The organism is Paenibacillus sp. FSL R7-0302 (assembly GCF_038006885.1).
Taxonomy (GTDB): Bacteria; Bacillota; Bacilli; order Paenibacillales; family Paenibacillaceae; genus Paenibacillus_AQ.
On sequence record NZ_JBBOWB010000001.1, the window covers coordinates 4,741,306 to 4,761,124 of the forward strand.

Here is a 19,819-nt window from a genome sequence, read left to right on the forward strand (position 1 = left end):
CTGTGGAGCTATTGTTGCAACTTTTGCAGGAATTTCGGCGAACCGGTGCTAATTTGAACTGTATTGTTGCAATTTGTGCAGGATTTCCGCGCTGGCGGCTCCTATGAAGCTGGATTGTTGCAATTTGTGCAGGATTCCTGCGCTGGCGGCTCCTATGTAGCTAAATTGTTGCACTTCATGCACAATCTCCTTACGGCTGCTCCTATTGAGCTAGCATTGTTACACTTTGTGCGATCTCCCCACAGTCACTCCTATTGAGCCGGCATTGTTGCACTTCATGCACAATCTCCGCGCACGCCGCTCCAATCATGGCACATGGCCCCAATGTTGTTCCACCTTTCAGCCTTCAGCTAGCTTCCATCTTATTATTCCCCTGACTCCAGACAGAGCCGGAGCAGATCGTCCACATGCGCCGTAGCCAGGCATTCCACCGTATCCGCAGAGCCGTAATAGATCTTGACCTCGCCGTCATCCTCCAGAATCATCCCGCCGGGGAAAATCACATGATTGCGGAAGCCCCCGCCAATCTCATAATCTGTCTCCGGTGCCAGCAGCGGCTGCCTGCTCATGCCGATCACCTTGCGGGGGTCCTCCAGATCCAGCAGCATAATTCCGGCGGTATAGCGCTTCTTCCAGGTGTCCTCCCAGCCGTGCTTGCCTCTGGCCGGGTCCACATCCACCGCATGGAAGGTGGTCAGCCAGCCCTTGTCTGTCCGGACCGGAGGTGCAGCCGGACCGACCTTATCATTAGCAAACGGCACCTGCTCGACAGCGAGCAGCAGGCTGGAGTTGCCCCAATGCACGAGGTCCGGCGACTCGGAGATCCAGGCATCGAAGCGGTCCCGGCCGCCGCGGCTGTACACCGTGAAGGGACGCTCCAGCCGGACATACTTGCCGCCGATGGTCTCGGGGAACAGTACCATATTGCGCAGGTCCGGTGTAGACAGGCTGAGCACCTCGAAGTGTTCCAGATCATCGGTAACGGCAATGCCGCCGCGGATGCCATGGCGCGTATCCACGGCAAAACACATGTAACAGCGGCCGCCGAGCACGGTCAGGCGCGGATCATAGGCGCGGATAATTTCCTCGTCATGCATTTTGAACACCGGCTTCGGGCCGGCGGTCCAGCTCAGACCGTCGTCACTGTAAGCAATGCCGAGATCCGTAGTGTGGTGCGGCTCCAGCGTCTGATCGTCCAGTGAGCCGTAATCGTTGCGGAAGATCATCACATATTTGCCGTTAAATTTCGTTACACCGGCATTGAATACCAGTGCGGTGGGGTAAGGAACCTTCGCTGCATCCAGCACCGGATTGCCGGGATACCGCCGGATGAACGGGGCGGATTGCAGAATCGCCGGAACGTGTTGAGTCATGGGGTGTACCTCCTTGAATATTGAATGTGGAATGTTGTGTTTTGAATGTTGATTGTTATGTGCAAGGCCGGACAGCTACCCCTTCAGGGAACCGGCCGTCATCTGCATGAAGGATTTGTTCGCAAACAGGTAGGCGACGAGAATCGGCAGAATGGATAAGCAAGCTCCCGCCATCATGTAGTGGGTCTGGGAAGCGGCCGAAATCCCGTATTTCAGATTCGCCAGCCCGACGGTCAGCGTCTGCAGCTCCGGCTTCGTCATCGTGAACACGAGCGGCAGCAGATATTCATTCCACGCGCCGCGGAAGGTGAACAGGGCCCCTACGCCCAGTCCGGGTCCGAGCAGCGGCAGAATAATCCGCCAGAAGGTCCGGCCGGGGGAGCAGCCGTCTATCAGCGCCGCCTCGTCCAGCTCGCGGGGAATTCCCTTCATGAAGCTGAACAGAATGAAGAAGATCGAAGCATGGGCAGAGATCAGAATCAGGATAACGCCCCACAGGCTGCTATGCAGATGAAGCTTAACCATCAGATCGAACTGCGGACGCAGCACAACCGCCCCTACAGCCACGAACATGGTGAAGGACTGCAGTCCGATATACAATTTTTTGCCGGCAAAATCCATCCGGTCCACCACATAAGCCGCCATGGAGGAGACCAGCAGCGTGCCTACCACTGCCGCCAGAGACACCAGCAGACTGTTCAATGTATATCTGGAGAAATTCGCCTGCGACCAGGCTTCGGCATAGTTCGAGAAGTGCCAGCTATCCGGCAGGAAGGTCGCTCCCGCAGTCAGCTCGGCATTCGTCTTGAAGGAGCCGAGAATAGTGATCACAACAGGAATCAGGGTGATAAAAGCAAACGACAGCAAAAAAGTCCACAGGATTGTTTTGCCCAGTATGGTTCTTAGTCTCATAATAGCCTCTCTCCTCAATCGGTCTGATTCATGCGTCTGGATGCGTAGAAATAAATGAGTGATATCATCCCTACGATGACCGCAGACACAAAGGCGACCGCACTGCCGTATCCGAACTCCTGGACCTGAACCGCCGCGCTGCCCCCGCCGACAGGGAAGAATAATTTGTATAAATACAGGAACATGACCTCCGTCTTGCCTACAGGACCGCCTTCGGTCAGAACCATGATGCTCTCGTAGCCCTTCAGAGCTGTAATGATCGCCAGCATAATAACCATCTGCATGACAGGCCCGAGCATCGGCAGAGTGACATAGCGGAACTGCTGAATTTTCCCTGCCCCGTCCAGAGAAGAGGCCTCATACACATCCTCGGGAATATTCTGCAGACCGGCGAGAAAGAGCAGCATATAATTGCCGACCGCGCCCCAGGCCGCAACCAGAATGACGGTGAGCATGGCATATTTCGGCCCCAGCCAGTCCACGCCGGAATCTGTGAGGCCCAAGCGGATCAGGAACTGGTTGAGAATTCCGTTATACGAGTTGAAAATCGTGAAGAAGACTACGGCCATTACGGCTGTACTGATAACGGTCGGCATGAAGAAAATCCCCCGCAGCAGCTGTCTGCCCCGCAGCCCCCGGTTTAATATCGCTGCCAGCAGCAGGGCCAGCGGAATGGTGATCAGCAGCTTGCCGCCTGCATAGACAAATGTGTTCACCACCGAATCCCAGAACTGGGTGTCCTTCAGAATGCGGCTGAAATTAGCCAGACCGGTAAACCGGGCCGTTCCGAACCCTTTGTAATCATAGAACATATAGCGGAACGCCCAGGCAATCGGGTAAATTCCAAGGACCACAGTGAGCAAGGCACTTGGAAAGATAAAGCTATATGAAAATAAGGCATGTTTTGTTTTGTTCATCTGGTTTCTTCCGGCTCCTCTCCCTTACGGCCAGAGCAGAGGGATGAGAGAGTTGCTCCCTCATCCCCCGCTATCCCGGCCTGTATCTCTATCCCTAACCTTCGATCTACTTGGCGAACTTGCCGCCCAGCGCGGCGGGATCAAAGCCGGCATCCGGCTCGGCCTTCACGCCGTCATTCGCAATCACGCTGTCCAGTGCAGCATTATAGCGTTTGTTCAGATCAGCGATAATCGCCTTCAGGTCGCCGCCGTTCAGCATATATTTGAAGAAGGCGTCATCCGATTTCATTCCTTCCGGGGCTACAGACGGATAGACCGGCCACACTCCATCGTGCTTGTTCGGCAGGAAGCCTTCAATGCCGTTCACATCCGGTGTCTTGGCGGCTGCGCTGACGGATGGAACCATGGAGATGCCGAAGCCTTTTTCCTGATAATCCGTCAGCACCTGATCGCCGTACATGAACTCCATGAACTTCCAGGCTGCTTCTTTGTGCTCTGATTTCGAGCTGAGCGCCAGCCATTGGCCCCCGAGGAAGCCGGAAGCCCCCTTCACATTGCCGTCGATGGTCGGAACCGGAGCGGCCGCCCAGTCAATCTTGGCCGGGAACTGATTCTTGTAGACGCCCGGCTCCGAGGAGTAGGACATGTACATTCCGATCTTGCCTTCCGCAAACTGCGCCCGCAGCGGGTCAATATCCAGCGATTCTACACCCGGCAGCATACTGCCGTCATCCTTGATCTGCTTAAAGGCATTGATGATCGGCTCGAAGCCGCTGAAGTCGAAGCGGGCCGTTTTGAAATCATACCCGAAGCCGCCATAGCCGCTCATCTCTGCAACCACCCGCGCCGAACGTGCGAACGCACTGCCGGGGTTCTTGAAGTTCAGGGCGAAGCCGTAAGCACCATCCGCCTTGCCGGCTGCTGTCAGTTTCTTGGCTGTATCCACCAGTTCCTGCAGAGTGGTCGGCGGATGCTCAATGCCTGCTTTGGCGAACAGATCCTTGTTGTATACCAGACGCATGGTCGTTCCGAAGTTAGGCAGGCTGTAACGCTTGCCGTCAAATTCATTCAAATCCGGCATAGCCGGGAATTTCGTCTTCACCTCATCGGTGAGGAACTCGTCAATGGGAGCGAGAAAGCCTTTTTTGTAAAAGGTCTGGATGGTATTCTCCTTCACCCGGATCACATCCGGCGCATCGGAGGTCTGGAAGGACAGATCAAGTGCGGTATCGAAGTCGTCTCCCTTAACGACCAGCTCCACCTCGATCCCGTCAGGATTGGATGCGTTGAACTCGGCTACCTTCTCCTTTATGAAATCCGCGTCATGGCGGTCGCCTGTCCAGTAGCTGATTTTAGTTTTTTCTCCCGAACCAGCCTTCACCCCTTCTCCCTTGCCTTCAACTGCGTTGCCGCCGTTACCGTTGCCGTTGCCGCAGGCTGTCAGGCCAAGTGCCAGGACCAGGCTCAGAGATGTTATTAGCGTACGCTTCATCATTGGTAGTTCCCCCTTATATATCCCTGCTGTATTCACTTACAACCTGATTATAGATGGATTGGACACAACGGATAAGGCGGGTAAGCCCACATTAAGGGCAGGTTTCTGCAGGAGTTAGATAGAGTTAAGGGAGGTCATCTCCGCCCCGCGGAAATTCCTCCCCTGCTGATTTCTATTCTTTTCCAAGATAATGCAATTTGAACTCGGACGGGGTCATGCCGGTATATTTCTTGAACACCTCGCTGAAATAACGCCTGTGCTCATACCCGAGATCCTGGGCGATCTCCTGAACCTGCCGGCCGCCAATCAGCATCGCCTTGGCCTTCTCCATCTTCTCATGCATCACATACTGCTGGAACGAAATCCCCTGCACCTTCTTGAACAGATTGGAGAAATATCCCTGGCTGAGGTTAATCTGCTTCGCCACCTGCTCCAGCGACAGCCCCGTATCCAGATGACTATGGATGTATTCGACGGCCTGACGGATAATCCGCGTGGATTCCTGAGAACGGGCTTCCTCCACCAGCGCACAGGCCTCCCGGCACAGCCAGGACAGCAGTTCCCGGATATCCTGCAGGGATGGATGCACCTGGTTCTTCATGGCGGCAATTCGGAGTTCCAGCGGCTCCACCTGCCCGTAAGGGAACTGCTCCAGCAGGACCCGGCAGATCCTGGAGCCCAGCTCATAGCCGACACTTTCAACATAACGCGGCTCAGGCAAAAGCCCGCTGTCCAGCAGCTCCGAGAATAGCTGGTCCAGCATCTGAAGGCTTTTGACAGAATTACCGGAACGCAGGGCGAACAGCAGCTCCTGCTCGGCGGCGGCGGAATAGCTGTGAAGCGAGAGTGGTTTGTTCTCAATATTGCTATAATGATATACCCCGTTGCCCCCCGTATAGAAATGATACCCCAGCGCGCTGAGCGCCTGCCTGTACGCCGTGCCCAGCTCCTGAATCGCCGCCGTACCCAGACCCACGCCAATAGAAATGGTATGACGTGAGAAGCGGCTGACATTCATGCAGCAGGCCTCCGTAATCCGCGCGGCGGTCTCCGGGTCCGAGCCGTTCATGATGCAGACGTACCGGTCTGTCGACTCCCGGATAATAACGCCGCGGGTCCAGGCGGAAATCGTCTCTTCGAGAATATTGTGCAGGCTGAACCTTAGCAGCTCGACCTCCTGCACAGGCTGCCCGCTCAGCTTTTCCGCGAAATGATCAATCTCAGCGACAAACACGAAGAAATCATGCTGGTCCAGCGGGATATCGAGATAGGCCCAGCGGGAACGGGCATCCGCCTCTGTCGTCTGGTGGTGCAGCAGGAAGGTGAGGTATTCCTGGCGGAGGATAGGCAGACTTTCCTTGATTTTGGATTCCATCACAGCAAGTCTGGCGGTCTCCTGACGCTCCTCCCGGCACAGCTCCCTGGCCTTCAGCACTGCATTCACAATCTCTTCCAGGGAAAAGGGCTTCTTCACGAAATCAAGCGCCCCCAGCCGGATGGCTTCCTGGGCATAAGAGAACTCCGAGTAGGCGCTGAGGATAATAATCTTACAATCCGGCAGCACCTCCAGAATCGCCCGGGTCATCTGCAGGCCGTCCATTCTTGGCATCCGGATATCCGTCAGCACAATGTCGGGCCGGGTCTCGCGGATGATCTGCAGCCCCGCTTCACCGTCAAGCGCCGTACCGGCGACCTCAATACCGTGCTCCTGCCACGGCGGCTTGCGCGAGACCATCTCCACCACACTTTTGATATCGTCAATTACACATAATTTGAACCTTTCCGGCTCCTGCTTCCGGTCCATCCTTCATCTCTCCTCCCTAGGCGGAATCCACAGATCCGTCTGTGATCCCTTACCTGGCTCGCCGCCCACATCCATACGGGCTTCGTCCCCGTGATACAGGGCCAGCCGGTGCCTGATGTTGAACAGGGCATAGCCTTTCCTCGACTGCGGAGCCGAGGCCATCCCCTGCTTGACCCGTGCAGCGTCAAGCCCCCGTCCATTGTCGGTAATGCAAATATGCAGCAGCCCCTGCTCCCGGCTGACCGTGATGTCTATCCTGCCTCCTATAGTCCGGTCACTGAATCCGTGCTGGATGCTGTTCTCCACCACCGGCTGCAGGATAATTTTGGGCAGCAGACAAGTAAGCAGTGACTCATCCTCCACCGTCACCGTGTATTCAAACAATCCTTCATAGCATTTCTGCTGAATGGCGAAATACTGCCGCATGTGGGACAGCTCATCCCCAAGGGGAATCATATCCTTGCCGCCGCTGAGCCCGAGCTGGAACATCTGCGACAAGGACAGGATCATCTCATTCACATCGTCATTCTCGCCCATGACCGATTTGCAATAGATGGTATTGAGCGTATTGTACAGAAAGTGCGGCTCCATCTGCGCCGTAAGGGCACGGATCTCGGCATGCCGCTTGTCCTCCTCCTTGGTCTTCACATCCGCGATCAGCGCCTGAATCTCCAACATCATCCGGTTAAACTGAAAGCCGACCTGGGCAACCTCGTCCTCATAACGGCTCTCATACACCACACTGAGCTGGTTCTCTTCGACTCTGCGCATTAGCCGCCGGAGCTTAAACAGGGGCTTCAGCAGCACAGATGTCAGCTGATTGGAGATCAGCCAGGTGATCAGCAGGAAGACAACGATGACATAAAAGGTAATGCGCTGCACCCGCTGCAGCTTGCCCAGCAGCTGGTCCCGCGACTGCATGCCGGAGATGATCCAGTCGGGTGATGCGGCTGAGCTTGTATAATTCACCAAATATTCCTTGCCGCCATAGCTGTAGTAGTGATCCTGCGGATCGGCCGCTTTCCCGGCTCCGGCGAGCACCGGCTTCCAGGGGAATCTGCCCCGGAACGGCCAGCGGGACTCCAACACCGCCTCTCCTTCCCCGCTCACCAGATAATAATTCCTCCCTGCTTGTTCTCCGCCTTGATTCAGCAACTCATCGATCCGGCTCTCCCTGATATTGACCACAATAAATACATTGCTGATCGGCGTGTAAGGGTATTCATAAATTCCCCGGACTATGAAGGAGACCACCCGCTGGCTGCCTGTAAACAACCGGTCATAATGTCCTTTGGCCCAGTAGCCGCCCGGCTGCTCCTTGCTCAGATCATATAATTCCGAGCCGTAGAACGAGTTGTCCTGCGCCCGGATCTGCGTAGTGGGATAGAAATCGCCAATCGGGGTTACGATTAGCACACTCTCAATGATCGGCTGATTGAACATTGCCTGGGAGAGCACATATTGCAGATCCGACAAATGTACATAGTAATTGGACACCTCATGGCTGAACACATCGAGCATCATCTTGCGGTACGCATCGCTCAGCATCAGGGACTGCACGGACAGCGCCACATCATTCAGGCGGGAATCCAGCAGCTGGGCCGTCTTGCTTACGGTCTCCCGGCTGCCGGCGTAGGCATTATCCTCGATCTCCTGCGCGGCAATCCAATACGAGAAGGTGCCCATTGCACTGATGGACAGCGTGATCAGCACGATGAACGAGAACAGAATCCTCTGTTTGATGGATATCCGGTAATACCTGCCGGCGATCTGCCGCCGGAGCTGCCGGACATAGGCTGTGAATGTATTCATATTTCCCCCTTCTTGAACATGTATCACCCTATGATTGTCAGTTCTTGTCACTTGTACGATACGACTGCTCCGGCCCGGCGTCAAGACAGGGCATGATAATTCGGCGGATTCCGCCGCGTATTAGAACACAATCATCCTGCGGGTAAGGGATGCTGGCGACTTCTCTCACGGCTGCTTGGATGGAGCAGAATTGTTGCAGTTTTTGCAGTATTTATCTATAAATGTTACGGGGCTAAAGTAAAATGTTGCATTTTTTGCACAAATTTATGTGTCTAGAGCAAGTTATCGCTGAATTTGTTGCATTTCGTGCAGGATTCCGGCTTAGACCGCTTCTATGGGGCAGTATTGTTGCACTTCTTGCAGCATTCCTCTATACATTTTTACGCGTACATACCTATCCATAGGGGGCGCAAATCATAATTTCCTCAACAAAAAAGGCAGGAGACCCCCAATAACGGAAGTCCCCCTGCCTATACAACCGGTCTAATTATCTCTGTGGCTCCAGGCAGAGCCGGAGCAGATCGTCCACATGGGCCGTGGCCAGGCATTCCACAGTATCGGCCGCACCGTAATAGATTTTGACCTCTCCGGTGTCCTCCAGAATCATCCCGCCGGGGAAAATGACATCGTTGCGGAAGCCGCCCGAAGTTTCGTACACCGCCTCCGGCACCAGCAGCGGAGCTTCCGCCCGGCCGATAATCTTGCTGGGATCTTCGAGATCCAGCAGCATAATGCCGGCGGTGTAACGCTTCTTCCAGCTGTCCTCCCAGCCGTTCTTGCCCCGGGCAGGGTCGAGGTCCACCGCATGGAAGGTGGTCAGCCAGCCCTTGTTCGTCTTCACCGGCGGCGCACCGGGACCTACCTTGTCATTGGCATAAGCCACTTGCTCAACGGCCAGCAGCAGCTTATGATTCCCCCAGTACTTCAAATCCGGGGAATCGCTCATCCACATATCGAAGCGGTCGCGGCCGCCCCGGCTGTAGACCGGAAGCGGGCGCTCCAGTCTTACATACTTGCCTCCGACCATCTCCGGGAAGAGCACCATGTTGCGGTTATCCGGCAGCGACAGGCTTAGTACTTCAAACGAACGGAAATCGTCAGTGACAGCGATCCCGCCGCGCAACCCGTGACGCGTATCAACTGCGAAGCACATATAACAGCGGTCTCCAACGACACTCAGGCGCGGGTCATACACCCGGACCACCTCTTCATCATGCCAGGACCAGCAGGGCTCCGGCTGTACCTCCCAGCTTACGCCGTCATCGCTGAAGGCCAGGCCCAGATTGGTCGTATGATGAGGAGCCACGATTCCCTTGCTCTCATCGCCATAATCATTGCGGAACACCATGACATATCTGCCCTTGAATTTTGTCACCCCGGCGTTGAATACCATGGCCGGTCCATAGGGTACATCAGAAGGCTTCAGAATCGGGTTAAGCGGATGCCGGACCATTACCGGACTTGAAGTCAGCGTGCCTGTTGTCAGATCGTTCATTGTGCAGATTCCCCTCTGTAGTTTAATAGATGAAAGCGCAACCAGTGTCTTTGCATCCCTATTATGCATCATCTTGCATAGTTAATCTATAAAATGTTCACGTGAAATCTTCCATTTTCAGCTAGTAGAGCATTAGAACACAAGGACTGAATTTAGTTAATAATTATGGTAACGTTAAAGTTGCATTTGAACCGAGTATTCGGCGGTAGTTGTATTCTGTACATCTAAAAACCGTGAAAAGAAAGGTTCGCCTCTTCTAGCTGTACTTTGTACAACTAAATCTGCCGGAATGGGCGATAACCCAGGTAGGGATGCCAGTTTAAATGTATGAAAGAGACAATTTCATAATTCAAAACCCTTGCTATACCTGGTTTTTTTGAGCATAGAAAAAGGAGTACCTCCCCAAATTCTCGAAGTTATAGGCGACGAAACCAACACCCGAGAAGAAAAGAGGTAATCCCCATCTATTCTATTCGACAAGAAGAACTGTTTTCCTTCGAGGAATTGCTCCAAATGAGTCCAGAAGATAAATACAGCCAAATCTTTGAACACTTACATTTAGCTCCAGTTCTGTTCGCACTGGGGAAAAAGAACCATCGCGGACGGCCTGAAAAATTAAACGTACCTGCCATGATCTACTCGCTGCTGATTGCAAAAATGGAGAACATCGAGTTTGTCTCTGCCTTGGTCCGGCGACTGAATCATAGCAACGAATTTCGAGTCCAGTGCCGGTTCACCGGCTCGGATAACATTCCAAGTCAGGCCTCCTATTCCCGTTTGATTCATGCGCTGGAGCAAACGGGAATGCTGGAACAACTTCAGGATCGCCTAGTCACGTCTGCCCTAGAAGAAGGCTTTGTGAGCGGAACCCATCTGGCTGTGGATTCCTCCATGGTCGAGGCTTGGGATTGCCAATTTAGCGAATCGGCCTCCAAGCGTCGTGCGGCTCGCCGGGGGCAAAAGAAAGGCGAAGCTTCGGTGGCCGAGCAAATTCAGCTCGAACATCCCGAGCCTGAGCCTAAGGTGGCGAACGAGCCGCTGAAGAAACCCAGATATAGCAAGCCCGGCCGTCCATCCCAGGCGGAAAAGGAACGTCGGCGCGAGGAAATGGAAGCCTATGAACAAAGTCTCGGACCGTTCCAGAAAACCATTGAAGCGATGTTGCCGTACCCGTACGATGAACTACTGACCGCGTTGCCCCGGCATGCTGCGCGTTGTGACAAGAAAAATACGAAGGGCCGAATGACCAGCTATTACGGGTTCAAGGCGAATCTGCTGGTCGACACGGACAGCCAGTATATCCTCAGCGGCCTCTTTAGTTCGGCCAATCCGAATGACCAGCGTATGGCGGTCGTCCTTCTCAAAGGCCTGCTCCTGAAGTTTCCGATGCTAAAGGTCAAGCATATCTTGGGCGACAAGGGGTACGATTGCGCGGCGGTCTACCAGCTGATTCATTCGCTCGGCGCCTATCCTGCGATTTCCCTGATTCACCACAAAGACCCGCCTGCGGGAATGAATCTGGATTACACGCCGGTGTGCGCTCAAGGGCATGCGTACCGTTACGACAGTTTTGATGCCAAATATGAGACCCTGAAGTACACCCGGCCTAGTGAATGCAAAGGCTGTGCGCTTTCCGGTACCGAATGCCAAAAAGTGTTTAAAATTCGAATCCAAACGGATTTGCGTTTACACACCTATCCCGCCAGAGGTAGCGAAAGTTTTACAACACTGTACAAGAAGCGTACGGCCGTGGAGCGTGTATTTGCCTATCTCAAAGAGTATTTCGGGATGAAGCGCACACGCCACCGCGGTGTCCGGGCAAGTGTCGATTTCCAGCTCAGTACGCTCGCGTACAATTTGAGTAAGTTTGCGTTAGACAAATTGAACCAGCAGTTGAGGAATTCCCAGCAAATCGCCTGATTTTTTAAAAATGTGACCTTAGATTTTGGCCTAATCTTGCTATTTAACAAATTGAATTATGAAATTGACTCTGAAATACAACTAAATACATATTCAGCGGTACATCAGAAGATTTAGTTGTACAAAATACACTTAAGCCTATTGCTGGTACTTAATCGGGTCATAGCAAACCCTCAGAGTGAGATTGGATGCTCTACTGGTGAAGCATCAGATTTAATATTGTGAAAATGGGACCATTACCAGACCTTAACGAGCCAGCGTCTCATTCGCACAGCAGTCATTCGGATGCTTAGGCGCTGGAACGATAGTAACTGCATTTTGTACATTAGAATACTGTAAGAAAGGCTTCGAAAGAGAATCTATTGTATTCCGTACAATTGAATGTTGAACAAAGGCCAGTTTTCACCCAAAACACAACATTCTACTGTATAAAATACAATAGAATCTCATTTTACGGTCTGTAATCCATTTTCTATTGCAGGAAATACAATCAGATATTTACATGTAAGAGTAAAAGTCGGCAACGGGTGCAGGATCAGCCTAATACTAGCTCGATGTTCATACTCAGACTTTAACACCCCTGAGGTTCATTCTTACAGTTCTAAATCTGATGCTGTACTAATCCAGCGTTTCGCCCCGGAGCGCAGCCGCCAGCCTGCTGCCGAAGCGGCTGCCCAGCAGCTCATAGCCTTCGGGGCCGGGGTGCAGGCCATCGGTCAGCAGCTCTCCATCCGCCGGACCGAACCACTCCAGACCATCCAGGTAATGCAGATGGCGGTCTCCCCGCGCCTGCAGCAGCTTCACCGTCTCCGCGATCTCCCCGCGCATCAGCGGCAGGGTGAAGCCGAGCGGGTTCTCCTCTGTCTCACGCTCCGTTCCGTAGATAGGCGAGATGACCACCAACGGGGTCTCTGTATGCTTCTCCCGGATGGTCTCCAGCAGACCGATCAGCAGCGGCTTGAACATCCGCGGGTTGGAGGACGCTGCGCCATAGATGTTCACGCCAACGCACAGGGTAATCAGGTCAGCCGGCAGATCCCGGATTAGCCGGCCTATCATCGGCTCCATCAGGCAGTTGCCGGAGAAGCCGAGATTGGTCAAGTGATAGCCGATTTCCCCGGCGGCGATCACCGGCCAGGTGCGCGACGGGCTAGAAGCTGCCACGCACTGGGTAATCGAGCTTCCATACGTCACCCAGCGCGGCCTCAGGTCCGCCAGCGGTTCAGCAACAGCGTCATCATCAATCGCAAGACCGCTGATAGTCATACCGGTGTTCTGCGGCAGATAGATATCCAGTTCCTTCACTCCAGGGGGAAGCCCGGTGAAACGAGCCTCTCTAGCCCCCGCAGCAAGCGTGAGCGTCTGAACCAGACTACCGTCAGCCACACAATCCAGAGAAGCGTCCTCCGCAAGTGGTTCAAACCAGAGGAGGAGGGTCTCCGAGCCGGATGCCAGCCGCAGCCGGATACCGGAGCAGATCTCCGCCTTGCCGCCGATCCCATCTGGCGGATACAAGTCGTAGTCCCGGAAGGGAATCCGCCAGGGCTTGATGCCCTCCTGCCGCTGCTCCAGCGAGACCGCCCCATGAAACCACTCCTCCCGCAAAGGAAGGCTCCTCACATTCTTCACACTTTTCTCGTGTTCCACGTTCTTCACGCTCTCCGCGCTCTTCACGCTCTCCGCGCTCTTCACGCTCTTCTCACTCTCCGCGCTCTTCACGTTCTTCACGCTCTCCGCGCTCTTCACGCTCTCCGCGCTCTTCACGCTCTCCACGTTCTTCACGCTCTCCGCGCTCTTCACGCTCTCCACGTTCTTCACGCTCTCCGCGCTCTTCACGCTCTCCACGCTCTCCGCGCTCTTCACGCTCTTCTCACTCTTCTTGCCCTTCTCGCTCTTCACATTCTTCGCACTGCTCACTGCGCCTGCCCCGCTTCCGCATCCTGAGCCGTTGCCCCGGAAGCGAAATTCTCCCCGAGCCACACGTCCTGCTCCAGCAGGCGCTGCTGCAGCTCAGGAATCGAAATGCTGCGGGAGTCTGTGCCGTCCCGGAGCGCAAGCGTTGCTGCCGTACCGCAGGCCTGGCCCATCGAGAAGCAGTTCGGCATGACGCGCAGCGAGCCTTGCACCGCCCGGTCCGAGGACACGGAACGTCCCGCTACCCACAGATTGCGGATGCCCACCGGAAGCATCACCCGGTAAGGCACCCCGTGGGAGACGCCCGGCGGCAGATGATTGAAGGTCATATCACTTTTGCTGGTCGCCAAGTGGATATCAATGTAGTAGGCATTGCGGGCGATATCGTCCGGGAAAGAACGTGCGGCCACGAAATCGTCCACAGTCAGCGTATAATCGCCCTGGATGCGCCGCGTCTCCCGGATGCCAAGCTGCTCTCCGCTTGCCACCAGATGCGCCTGTTCGAAGCCGGGCACATACCTCTGGAAGAATTCAAGCTGCCGCAGCACCGTCCGGCGGCCCTCAATGGCTCCGCGTGTAAGGTCCTCGGCCTTCGTTCCGTCCACCCCGAACACATGGCCGAAGTTCACGCCGACCAGCTGATCGCTCACCCAGGCCAGGCCGGAGATGGATTTGCGGCCTTCCGGCAGAGCTCCCTCCAGGATGGCCTGCTCCACGGTCCGGTGCAATTGACCTGTATCTCCCGTCTCCGCCAGGAAGCGGCTGAAGCTGGGACGGTCTACATTCGCCAGCAGATAACACATGCTACCCGGCTGAAGCTCTCCGTCATCGCCGCCCTTCTGGAAAGGCACGCCCGACAGGGCAGCAATGTCACCGTCTCCGGTGCAGTCGATGATATAACGGCAGCGGATGAAGGACCTCCCGGATTTGTTAACAATCATTACGCCCTCTATTGTCTGGCCGTCCGGCGACCGCACCACATCGTAGACAAAAGTATGGAACAGCGGCGTCACACCGCTCTCCAGCACAGCGCTGTCATAGACGCGCTTCAACACTTCAGGATCAATCGGCACCCAGTCCAGCTGCTCGCGGTATTCCTCCTGATAGCCCGGATCACAAGCCTGCTTCATCCGCTCCATCAGCTTCAGGCCGAGGCCGCGGATAATCGGCTTAACCTTGTCCGTATAGGGACAGAAGGCAGGCACCAGCGCCACGGTGCCCATTCCGCCCAGATACCCGCGCTGCTCCACGATCATGGTGCTTGCTCCGCCTTCGGCAGCGGAGATCGCGGCGGCAATCCCTGCCGCCCCGCCGCCGATAACCAGCACATCCACCTCGCAGGAGACCGGCACCTCTGCCTGCGGCACTGTAATATGTCCGTAATTCATCTTTATCCTCCTATACGCTATGACTTTAGATTTATTACCCCTTCACCGATCCGGCCGTCACCTGGATAAAGGTCTTGTTGGCTAATACATACGCCAGCAGCATCGGCAGAATGGACAGACAAGCCCCGGCCATCATCAGATGAATCTGCATCGCAGCCGATGAGCCGTAGCGGAGATTCGCCAGCCCGACGGTCAGCGTCTGCAGCTGCGGATTGGTCATCGTGAAGACCAGCGGCAGAATGTATTCGTTCCAGGCATGGCGGAAGGCGAATAATCCAGCCACGCCAAGCCCCGGAGTCAGCAGCGGGAGAATGATGCGGAAGAACGTACGGATGAAGCCGGAACCGTCCACCATGGCCGCCTCGTCAAGCTCCCGGGGAATCGCCTTGAAAAAGCCCTGCAGCATGAAGAAGGTGCTGGAATGGGCGCTGACCAGAATCAGAATAACCCCCCACAGCGTCGTATTCAGATGCAGCGCAACCATCAGATCGAACTGCGGGCGCAGGACTATGGCCCCGACCGAGATGAACATCATGGACGCCTGCACTGTGACATAGATTCTTTTCCCCGGAAAATCACGCCGGTCCACCACATAAGCAGCCATCGAGGCCACCAGCAGCGTCCCCACCGTCACCATCACACTCATAAAAGCGCTGTTCCAGGTATAGCGGGCGAAATTGGCCTGTTTCCAGGCTTCAGCATAATTATTGAATTGCAGCTTGGCGGGAAAAAGGGTTCCGCCAGTCATCATCTCTGCCCCGGTCTTCAAGGAACCGGTCAGCGTCATCAGCAGCGGAAACAGGGTCAGGACCGCCGTTGCCAGCAGGAAAAGCCACATCACGGTCCGGGTCACGATTCTTCCGGCAAAACCGGGCGTCCGGCCAGCCGTCTGCGGCCGCCCTGCGGGCTGCTTGGATATCACAGATTCGTTCATTTGGATAAGCCTCCTAATACACCTTGTTCATTTTGCGGCTGAAGAAGAAGTACAGGCCGGTTACCGCTCCGACAATCACAGCGGTGGCGAAGCCCACGGCGCTGCCGTAACCGAGCTGCTGCGTTACCGGTGAACCGGTGGATACAGGGAATAGCAGCTTGTAGAGATAGAGATACATGACTTCCGTTTTGCCGATCGGTCCGCCTTCGGTGATGACCATGATGCTCTCATAGCCCTTCAGCGAAGCGATAATCGCCAGCATAATGACCATCTGGGCTACCGGAGCCAGCATCGGAAGCGTAATATTCCAGAAGCGTCTTCCGGCGTTCGCTCCGTCGATGGACGCGCTCTCGTACAAGTCCTGCGGAATGCTCTGCAGCCCGGCGAGAAAGAGCAGCATATAGTTCCCGACGGCACCCCATACGGCCACAAGAATAACCGTCAGCATGGCGTGCTTCGGACCAAGCCAGTCGACCGGCTGGGAGACCAGATGCAGCTTCATCAGAACTGTGTTAACCATCCCGTTATAGGAATTGAAGATGTTATAAAAAACAACAGAGATCACTGCGGTACTTATAACCGTCGGCATGAAATAAATGCCCCGGAGCAGATTCGACCCGCGCAGTCTGCCGTTGAGAATAACGGCCAGCAGCAGGGACAGCGGCAGGGTCAGCAACAGCTTCCCTCCGGCAAAAACGAAGGTATTGCCGACCGATTCCCAGAACAGGGTATCCCGCAGCAGCCGGCTGAAATTGTCCAGCCCGGTAAACAGCGCCTCGCCGTATCCGGCATAATCATAGAACATATAGCGCAGCATCCAGATCAGAGGATAGATGCCGAGCGTGAGTGTCAGAATGATGCTCGGTGCCAGGAACAGGGAATTCTCCCCAAGTCTTTTCCATTTGTAAATCATAATTAGTCTCCTTCAGGGAAAGCAAAGGGGCTGATCCGGGAATCCCGTACAAGCCCCTGTGTAACCCGTTATTCTCCCTGCGGCTTCATTGGATCAAAGGCCGGGTCCGGTGTAACGGTAACCTCACCCTTCTCCACTGCTTTGGACAATGCGTCATTGTATCTTGTATTCAGATCAGCAGCAATGGCCTTGGCATCCCCGCCCGAGAGCATATACTTGAAGAAAGCATCCGCATAGGTAGAGCCTTCCGGCGTGACGTTCGGCACAGCAGGCCAGAGCGAGTCATGCTCACCGACCAGGAAGCCTTCCATACCGCCAATTTCCGGCTTCTGAGCCTGCTCCACAATACTCGGCACTACAGCAATCCCGAAGCCCTTCTCATGATACGTCTTCAGAATATCGTCGCCGTACATGTACTGCATGAATTTCCAGGCGGCCTCCTGATGCGCCGATTTCGCGCTGATCCCGAGCCAGGTGCCGGCGGATACGATCTCCGAGGTTCCCTTAATCTGCCCGTCCAGCGTAGGGGCCAGCGCACCTGCCCAGTTGATCTCTGTCGGGAACTGGTCCTGGTATACGCCCGGCTCCGTCGAGAAGCTGAGGTACATGCCGATTTTGCCTGCGGCAAATTGGGCGCGCAGCGGGTCGATATCCAGTGTCTCCGCCCCCGGCAGAATACTTCTGTCTTCGTACATCTGCTTGAAATACTCGATAACCTGAGAGTAAGGCGCGAAGTCGAACTGGCCTGTCTTCAGGTCAAAGCCAAGGCCCTGGTAGCCGCTCAAGGAGAGAATCTCGCGGATCGAACGGTCGAAGGCCGCCTTCGGGCTTTTGAAGTTCAGCGCGAAGCCGTATATGCCCTCGGCTTTGCCGGCTTCAGTGATTTTTTTGGCGTCATCGACCATTTCCTGCAACGATACCGGAGGATTCGCGATGCCTGCTTTGTCAAAGAGATCCTTATTGTAGATCAGACGCAGGGTGAGGCCGGTATTGGCCAAGGAATACACTTTGCCGTCAAAACGGTTGACATTATCGATCAGCAGGCTGCCGAATTTCGTTTTGATCTCGTCGGTCAGGTAACCGTCAATCGGAGCCAGATAGCCTTTTTTGACAAATTCGGGGGTGTTGCCGCTCTTCAGACGCAGGATATCCGGTGCCTGGTTGCTGGTGAAGGCAATGTCAACGCTCTGCGCGTAATTCTCAGACATGACTGTCAGTTCCACCTGGATATTCTCGCCGTTCGTCTCATTGAACTTGTTGATCAGTTCCTTGATATATTCCTGGTCATGACGGTCATCCGTCCAGTACTTAAGCTGTACCGGCTCGCCTGTTTCTGCTGCGGCCGAAGCTGTCGGACTCGCTGTTGCCGCTCCGGGTGTTCCCTCTGCCGCACCGCCGCTCTTGTTATTGTTCCCGTTCCCGCCGCAGCCGGCGATACCGGCGGCCAGCATGAGGCTCAGGCTGAGGCCTAACCATTTTTTCTGCATACGTTCTACCCCTTTGATTGACATTTGTATTGTGAGCTCGTTCTCTATTATAGGCCACCCCTCCCGCAAAAGGAGTGCGGCAGACTCACTCTTGAGGGACAGAATTCTATTCTTTGCGGCAGGCAGCAGCGGCCGGGCTCTCCCGTTACAGCAGAATGCCATTCTCATCAAATGTCCGGATATACTCCAATAATTCCGCAAAATGAACCCAGGCGATGCCAACCTTCTGATCCGCAGCGCCATAAGACATGATTAAATCCTCCCCCATAACAATGCCTCCCGTGGTAAACAGACAAGGCGTAGGGTAATCCTCCGGCATCTCCCAATCCCGCTCGGCGTACATCAGGCGGTCAGAGCACCGGTGAATGATAACCGGAAAATCATTCTCCTGCTCCCTGAGGATCATGAAGGACTGCGTATATCCAAACTGCACATTCTTCTTCGCGTGATAAGCCACCAGCCACTCCTGATTTCCCAGGGCGACCGGCGGCCAGCTTGCCCCCACACGGTTCTGCTCCCAATCGAACAGCGGACTGGCCAGCAGCCGGTGGACTGCTGCAGGTGAAGCGAAATCTGCAATCGATTCTGCCGCTGCCAGATAGATAGAAGGCTTGCCCGCCCGCTCCCCTCCGGCAAAAGGAAGGACATTCATCGGCCGGTGCAGCATCACATATTGCCACTTCCCCTCAATCCTCATCTTCTCAGGAAACAGGAACACATCGCGGTTATCGCTGACATGCCCCTCGGTAAGCGGGCCTACGTACCCGAAAGCGTCTTCATATTTTCCCTCCTTCAGCTTGGCTAAATCCAGCTTGAACAGAACGCTGACCGTATCATTCGCCCGGGCCGATTGAATGAACGGGTCTGGGCTCTCTCCCCCGAAGATCCAATCGGGCACATATTCAAAGCGCGTCTGGACCGGAGGCTGCTGGCTGCTAAGCCAGTAGGGGCCAGGGGGAAAGGCCCGGCAGGCCACCGTGACATACAGCTCGTTCCCGATATAAAAGATACGGGGGTCCTCCACGCAACCGTTGGCATAATTCCGCACTCTTTTTCCGTAAATGTCCGTGATGTACAATCCATCCTCTTCATACCCGAGGGCCGGAGCCAGAGCTGGTCTTGAAAAATCTGCCTCCCAGGTCTCTCCCCGATCCCTGCTCCGCGCATAGCCCAAAAAAATCGGATAGGGATCATGACAGCCCTCTCTTCTCTTCTGCGGCCACGGGCCGGTTGCCCGAAACAGCATATGAATGTCATCCGAGTCAGGGTCCTGAATGATCGCCGGATTCAGAACCATTTTGTCCGCCCAGTCACAGCCTGGTACAGGTTCAAGCGCCGGTTTGTCCAAATAGCGAAATTGTGGTTTCATAGTTCCTCCTGGTCCGCCTCCTGAAGCAGGGGCATATTCCGTTTTTCAGCAAACAACTTATCATAGACCATCCGCGAATTCAAAAG

14 protein-coding genes are annotated in these 19,819 nt (G+C 54.9%); 1 reads left to right on the top strand and 13 read right to left on the bottom strand.

From position 1 onward, the window contains the following. Positions 1 to 365: 365 nt before the first annotated feature. The 7 genes from MKY96_RS20445 to MKY96_RS20475 all read right to left on the bottom strand — a co-directional run bounded on the left by MKY96_RS20445 (position 366) and on the right by MKY96_RS20475 (position 9,808). The gene (locus tag MKY96_RS20445) at positions 366 to 1,373 is read right to left on the bottom strand and encodes a glycoside hydrolase family 130 protein (protein WP_340942785.1); all 1,008 of its coding nucleotides are present in this window, start codon (positions 1,371 to 1,373) and stop codon (positions 366 to 368) included. A gap of 75 nt (positions 1,374 to 1,448) precedes the next feature. Continuing rightward, positions 1,449 to 2,285 (bottom strand): carbohydrate ABC transporter permease, encoded by an 837-nt coding sequence (locus tag MKY96_RS20450; protein WP_340942786.1) that lies wholly within the window; start codon positions 2,283 to 2,285, stop codon positions 1,449 to 1,451. 14 nt (positions 2,286 to 2,299) lie between these two features. Next, entirely contained in the window at positions 2,300 to 3,202 is a 903-nt protein-coding gene (locus MKY96_RS20455) for a carbohydrate ABC transporter permease (RefSeq protein WP_340942787.1), read from the bottom strand. A gap of 106 nt (positions 3,203 to 3,308) precedes the next feature. Then, positions 3,309 to 4,697, bottom strand: coding sequence for an ABC transporter substrate-binding protein (locus tag MKY96_RS20460; protein ID WP_340942789.1), 1,389 nt, complete (start codon positions 4,695 to 4,697; stop codon positions 3,309 to 3,311). 172 nt (positions 4,698 to 4,869) lie between these two features. Beyond that, positions 4,870 to 6,501 (bottom strand): response regulator, encoded by a 1,632-nt coding sequence (locus tag MKY96_RS20465; protein ID WP_340942791.1) that lies wholly within the window; start codon positions 6,499 to 6,501, stop codon positions 4,870 to 4,872. A 3-nt stretch (positions 6,502 to 6,504) separates the two neighbouring features. After that, positions 6,505 to 8,313, bottom strand: a complete 1,809-nt coding sequence (locus MKY96_RS20470) for a cache domain-containing sensor histidine kinase (protein ID WP_340942793.1) — start codon at positions 8,311 to 8,313, stop codon at positions 6,505 to 6,507. A 487-nt stretch (positions 8,314 to 8,800) separates the two neighbouring features. Next, positions 8,801 to 9,808 (bottom strand): glycoside hydrolase family 130 protein, encoded by a 1,008-nt coding sequence (locus tag MKY96_RS20475; protein WP_340942795.1) that lies wholly within the window; start codon positions 9,806 to 9,808, stop codon positions 8,801 to 8,803. 513 nt (positions 9,809 to 10,321) lie between these two features. Between MKY96_RS20475 and MKY96_RS20480 the strand changes: the two genes are divergently transcribed. Further along, on the top strand, positions 10,322 to 11,728 hold the full coding sequence (locus tag MKY96_RS20480) for a transposase (RefSeq protein WP_340942798.1): 1,407 nt from the start codon (positions 10,322 to 10,324) through the stop codon (positions 11,726 to 11,728). 618 nt (positions 11,729 to 12,346) lie between these two features. Here MKY96_RS20480 and MKY96_RS20485 read toward each other — a convergent pair. The 6 genes from MKY96_RS20485 to MKY96_RS20510 form a co-directional block, all read right to left on the bottom strand. Then, the gene (locus MKY96_RS20485) at positions 12,347 to 13,645 is read right to left on the bottom strand and encodes an SGNH/GDSL hydrolase family protein (RefSeq protein WP_340942800.1); all 1,299 of its coding nucleotides are present in this window, start codon (positions 13,643 to 13,645) and stop codon (positions 12,347 to 12,349) included. Further along, positions 13,642 to 15,030: an FAD-dependent oxidoreductase gene (locus tag MKY96_RS20490; protein ID WP_340942803.1), complete on the bottom strand. Its 1,389-nt coding sequence runs from the start codon at positions 15,028 to 15,030 to the stop codon at positions 13,642 to 13,644. The genes MKY96_RS20485 and MKY96_RS20490 overlap by 4 nt, the downstream gene beginning before the upstream one ends. 34 nt (positions 15,031 to 15,064) lie before the next feature. Then, entirely contained in the window at positions 15,065 to 15,964 is a 900-nt protein-coding gene (locus tag MKY96_RS20495; protein ID WP_076079695.1) for a carbohydrate ABC transporter permease, read from the bottom strand. 13 nt (positions 15,965 to 15,977) lie between these two features. Next, complete coding sequence (locus tag MKY96_RS20500; RefSeq protein ID WP_339254781.1) at positions 15,978 to 16,877, bottom strand: carbohydrate ABC transporter permease; 900 nt, start codon at positions 16,875 to 16,877, stop codon at positions 15,978 to 15,980. 68 nt (positions 16,878 to 16,945) lie between these two features. Further along, positions 16,946 to 18,364: an ABC transporter substrate-binding protein gene (locus MKY96_RS20505; protein WP_340944669.1), complete on the bottom strand. Its 1,419-nt coding sequence runs from the start codon at positions 18,362 to 18,364 to the stop codon at positions 16,946 to 16,948. Positions 18,365 to 18,509: 145 nt separating this feature from the next. Further along, positions 18,510 to 19,733 (bottom strand): glycoside hydrolase family 130 protein, encoded by a 1,224-nt coding sequence (locus MKY96_RS20510; protein ID WP_340942805.1) that lies wholly within the window; start codon positions 19,731 to 19,733, stop codon positions 18,510 to 18,512. Positions 19,734 to 19,819: the final 86 nt, after the last annotated feature.

Coding starts and splice junctions, on each gene's coding strand:
- MKY96_RS20445 (WP_340942785.1), bottom strand. CDS start 1,373: ATGACTCAACACGTTCCGGCGATTCTGCAATCCGCCCCGTTCATCCGG.
- MKY96_RS20470 (WP_340942793.1), bottom strand. CDS start 8,313: ATGAATACATTCACAGCCTATGTCCGGCAGCTCCGGCGGCAGATCGCC.
- MKY96_RS20505 (WP_340944669.1), bottom strand. CDS start 18,364: ATGCAGAAAAAATGGTTAGGCCTCAGCCTGAGCCTCATGCTGGCCGCC.
- MKY96_RS20495 (WP_076079695.1), bottom strand. CDS start 15,964: ATGAACGAATCTGTGATATCCAAGCAGCCCGCAGGGCGGCCGCAGACG.
- MKY96_RS20465 (WP_340942791.1), bottom strand. CDS start 6,501: ATGGACCGGAAGCAGGAGCCGGAAAGGTTCAAATTATGTGTAATTGAC.
- MKY96_RS20490 (WP_340942803.1), bottom strand. CDS start 15,030: ATGAATTACGGACATATTACAGTGCCGCAGGCAGAGGTGCCGGTCTCC.
- MKY96_RS20455 (WP_340942787.1), bottom strand. CDS start 3,202: ATGAACAAAACAAAACATGCCTTATTTTCATATAGCTTTATCTTTCCA.
- MKY96_RS20500 (WP_339254781.1), bottom strand. CDS start 16,877: ATGATTTACAAATGGAAAAGACTTGGGGAGAATTCCCTGTTCCTGGCA.
- MKY96_RS20460 (WP_340942789.1), bottom strand. CDS start 4,697: ATGATGAAGCGTACGCTAATAACATCTCTGAGCCTGGTCCTGGCACTT.
- MKY96_RS20475 (WP_340942795.1), bottom strand. CDS start 9,808: ATGAACGATCTGACAACAGGCACGCTGACTTCAAGTCCGGTAATGGTC.
- MKY96_RS20480 (WP_340942798.1), top strand. CDS start 10,322: ATGAGTCCAGAAGATAAATACAGCCAAATCTTTGAACACTTACATTTA.
- MKY96_RS20450 (WP_340942786.1), bottom strand. CDS start 2,285: ATGAGACTAAGAACCATACTGGGCAAAACAATCCTGTGGACTTTTTTG.
- MKY96_RS20510 (WP_340942805.1), bottom strand. CDS start 19,733: ATGAAACCACAATTTCGCTATTTGGACAAACCGGCGCTTGAACCTGTA.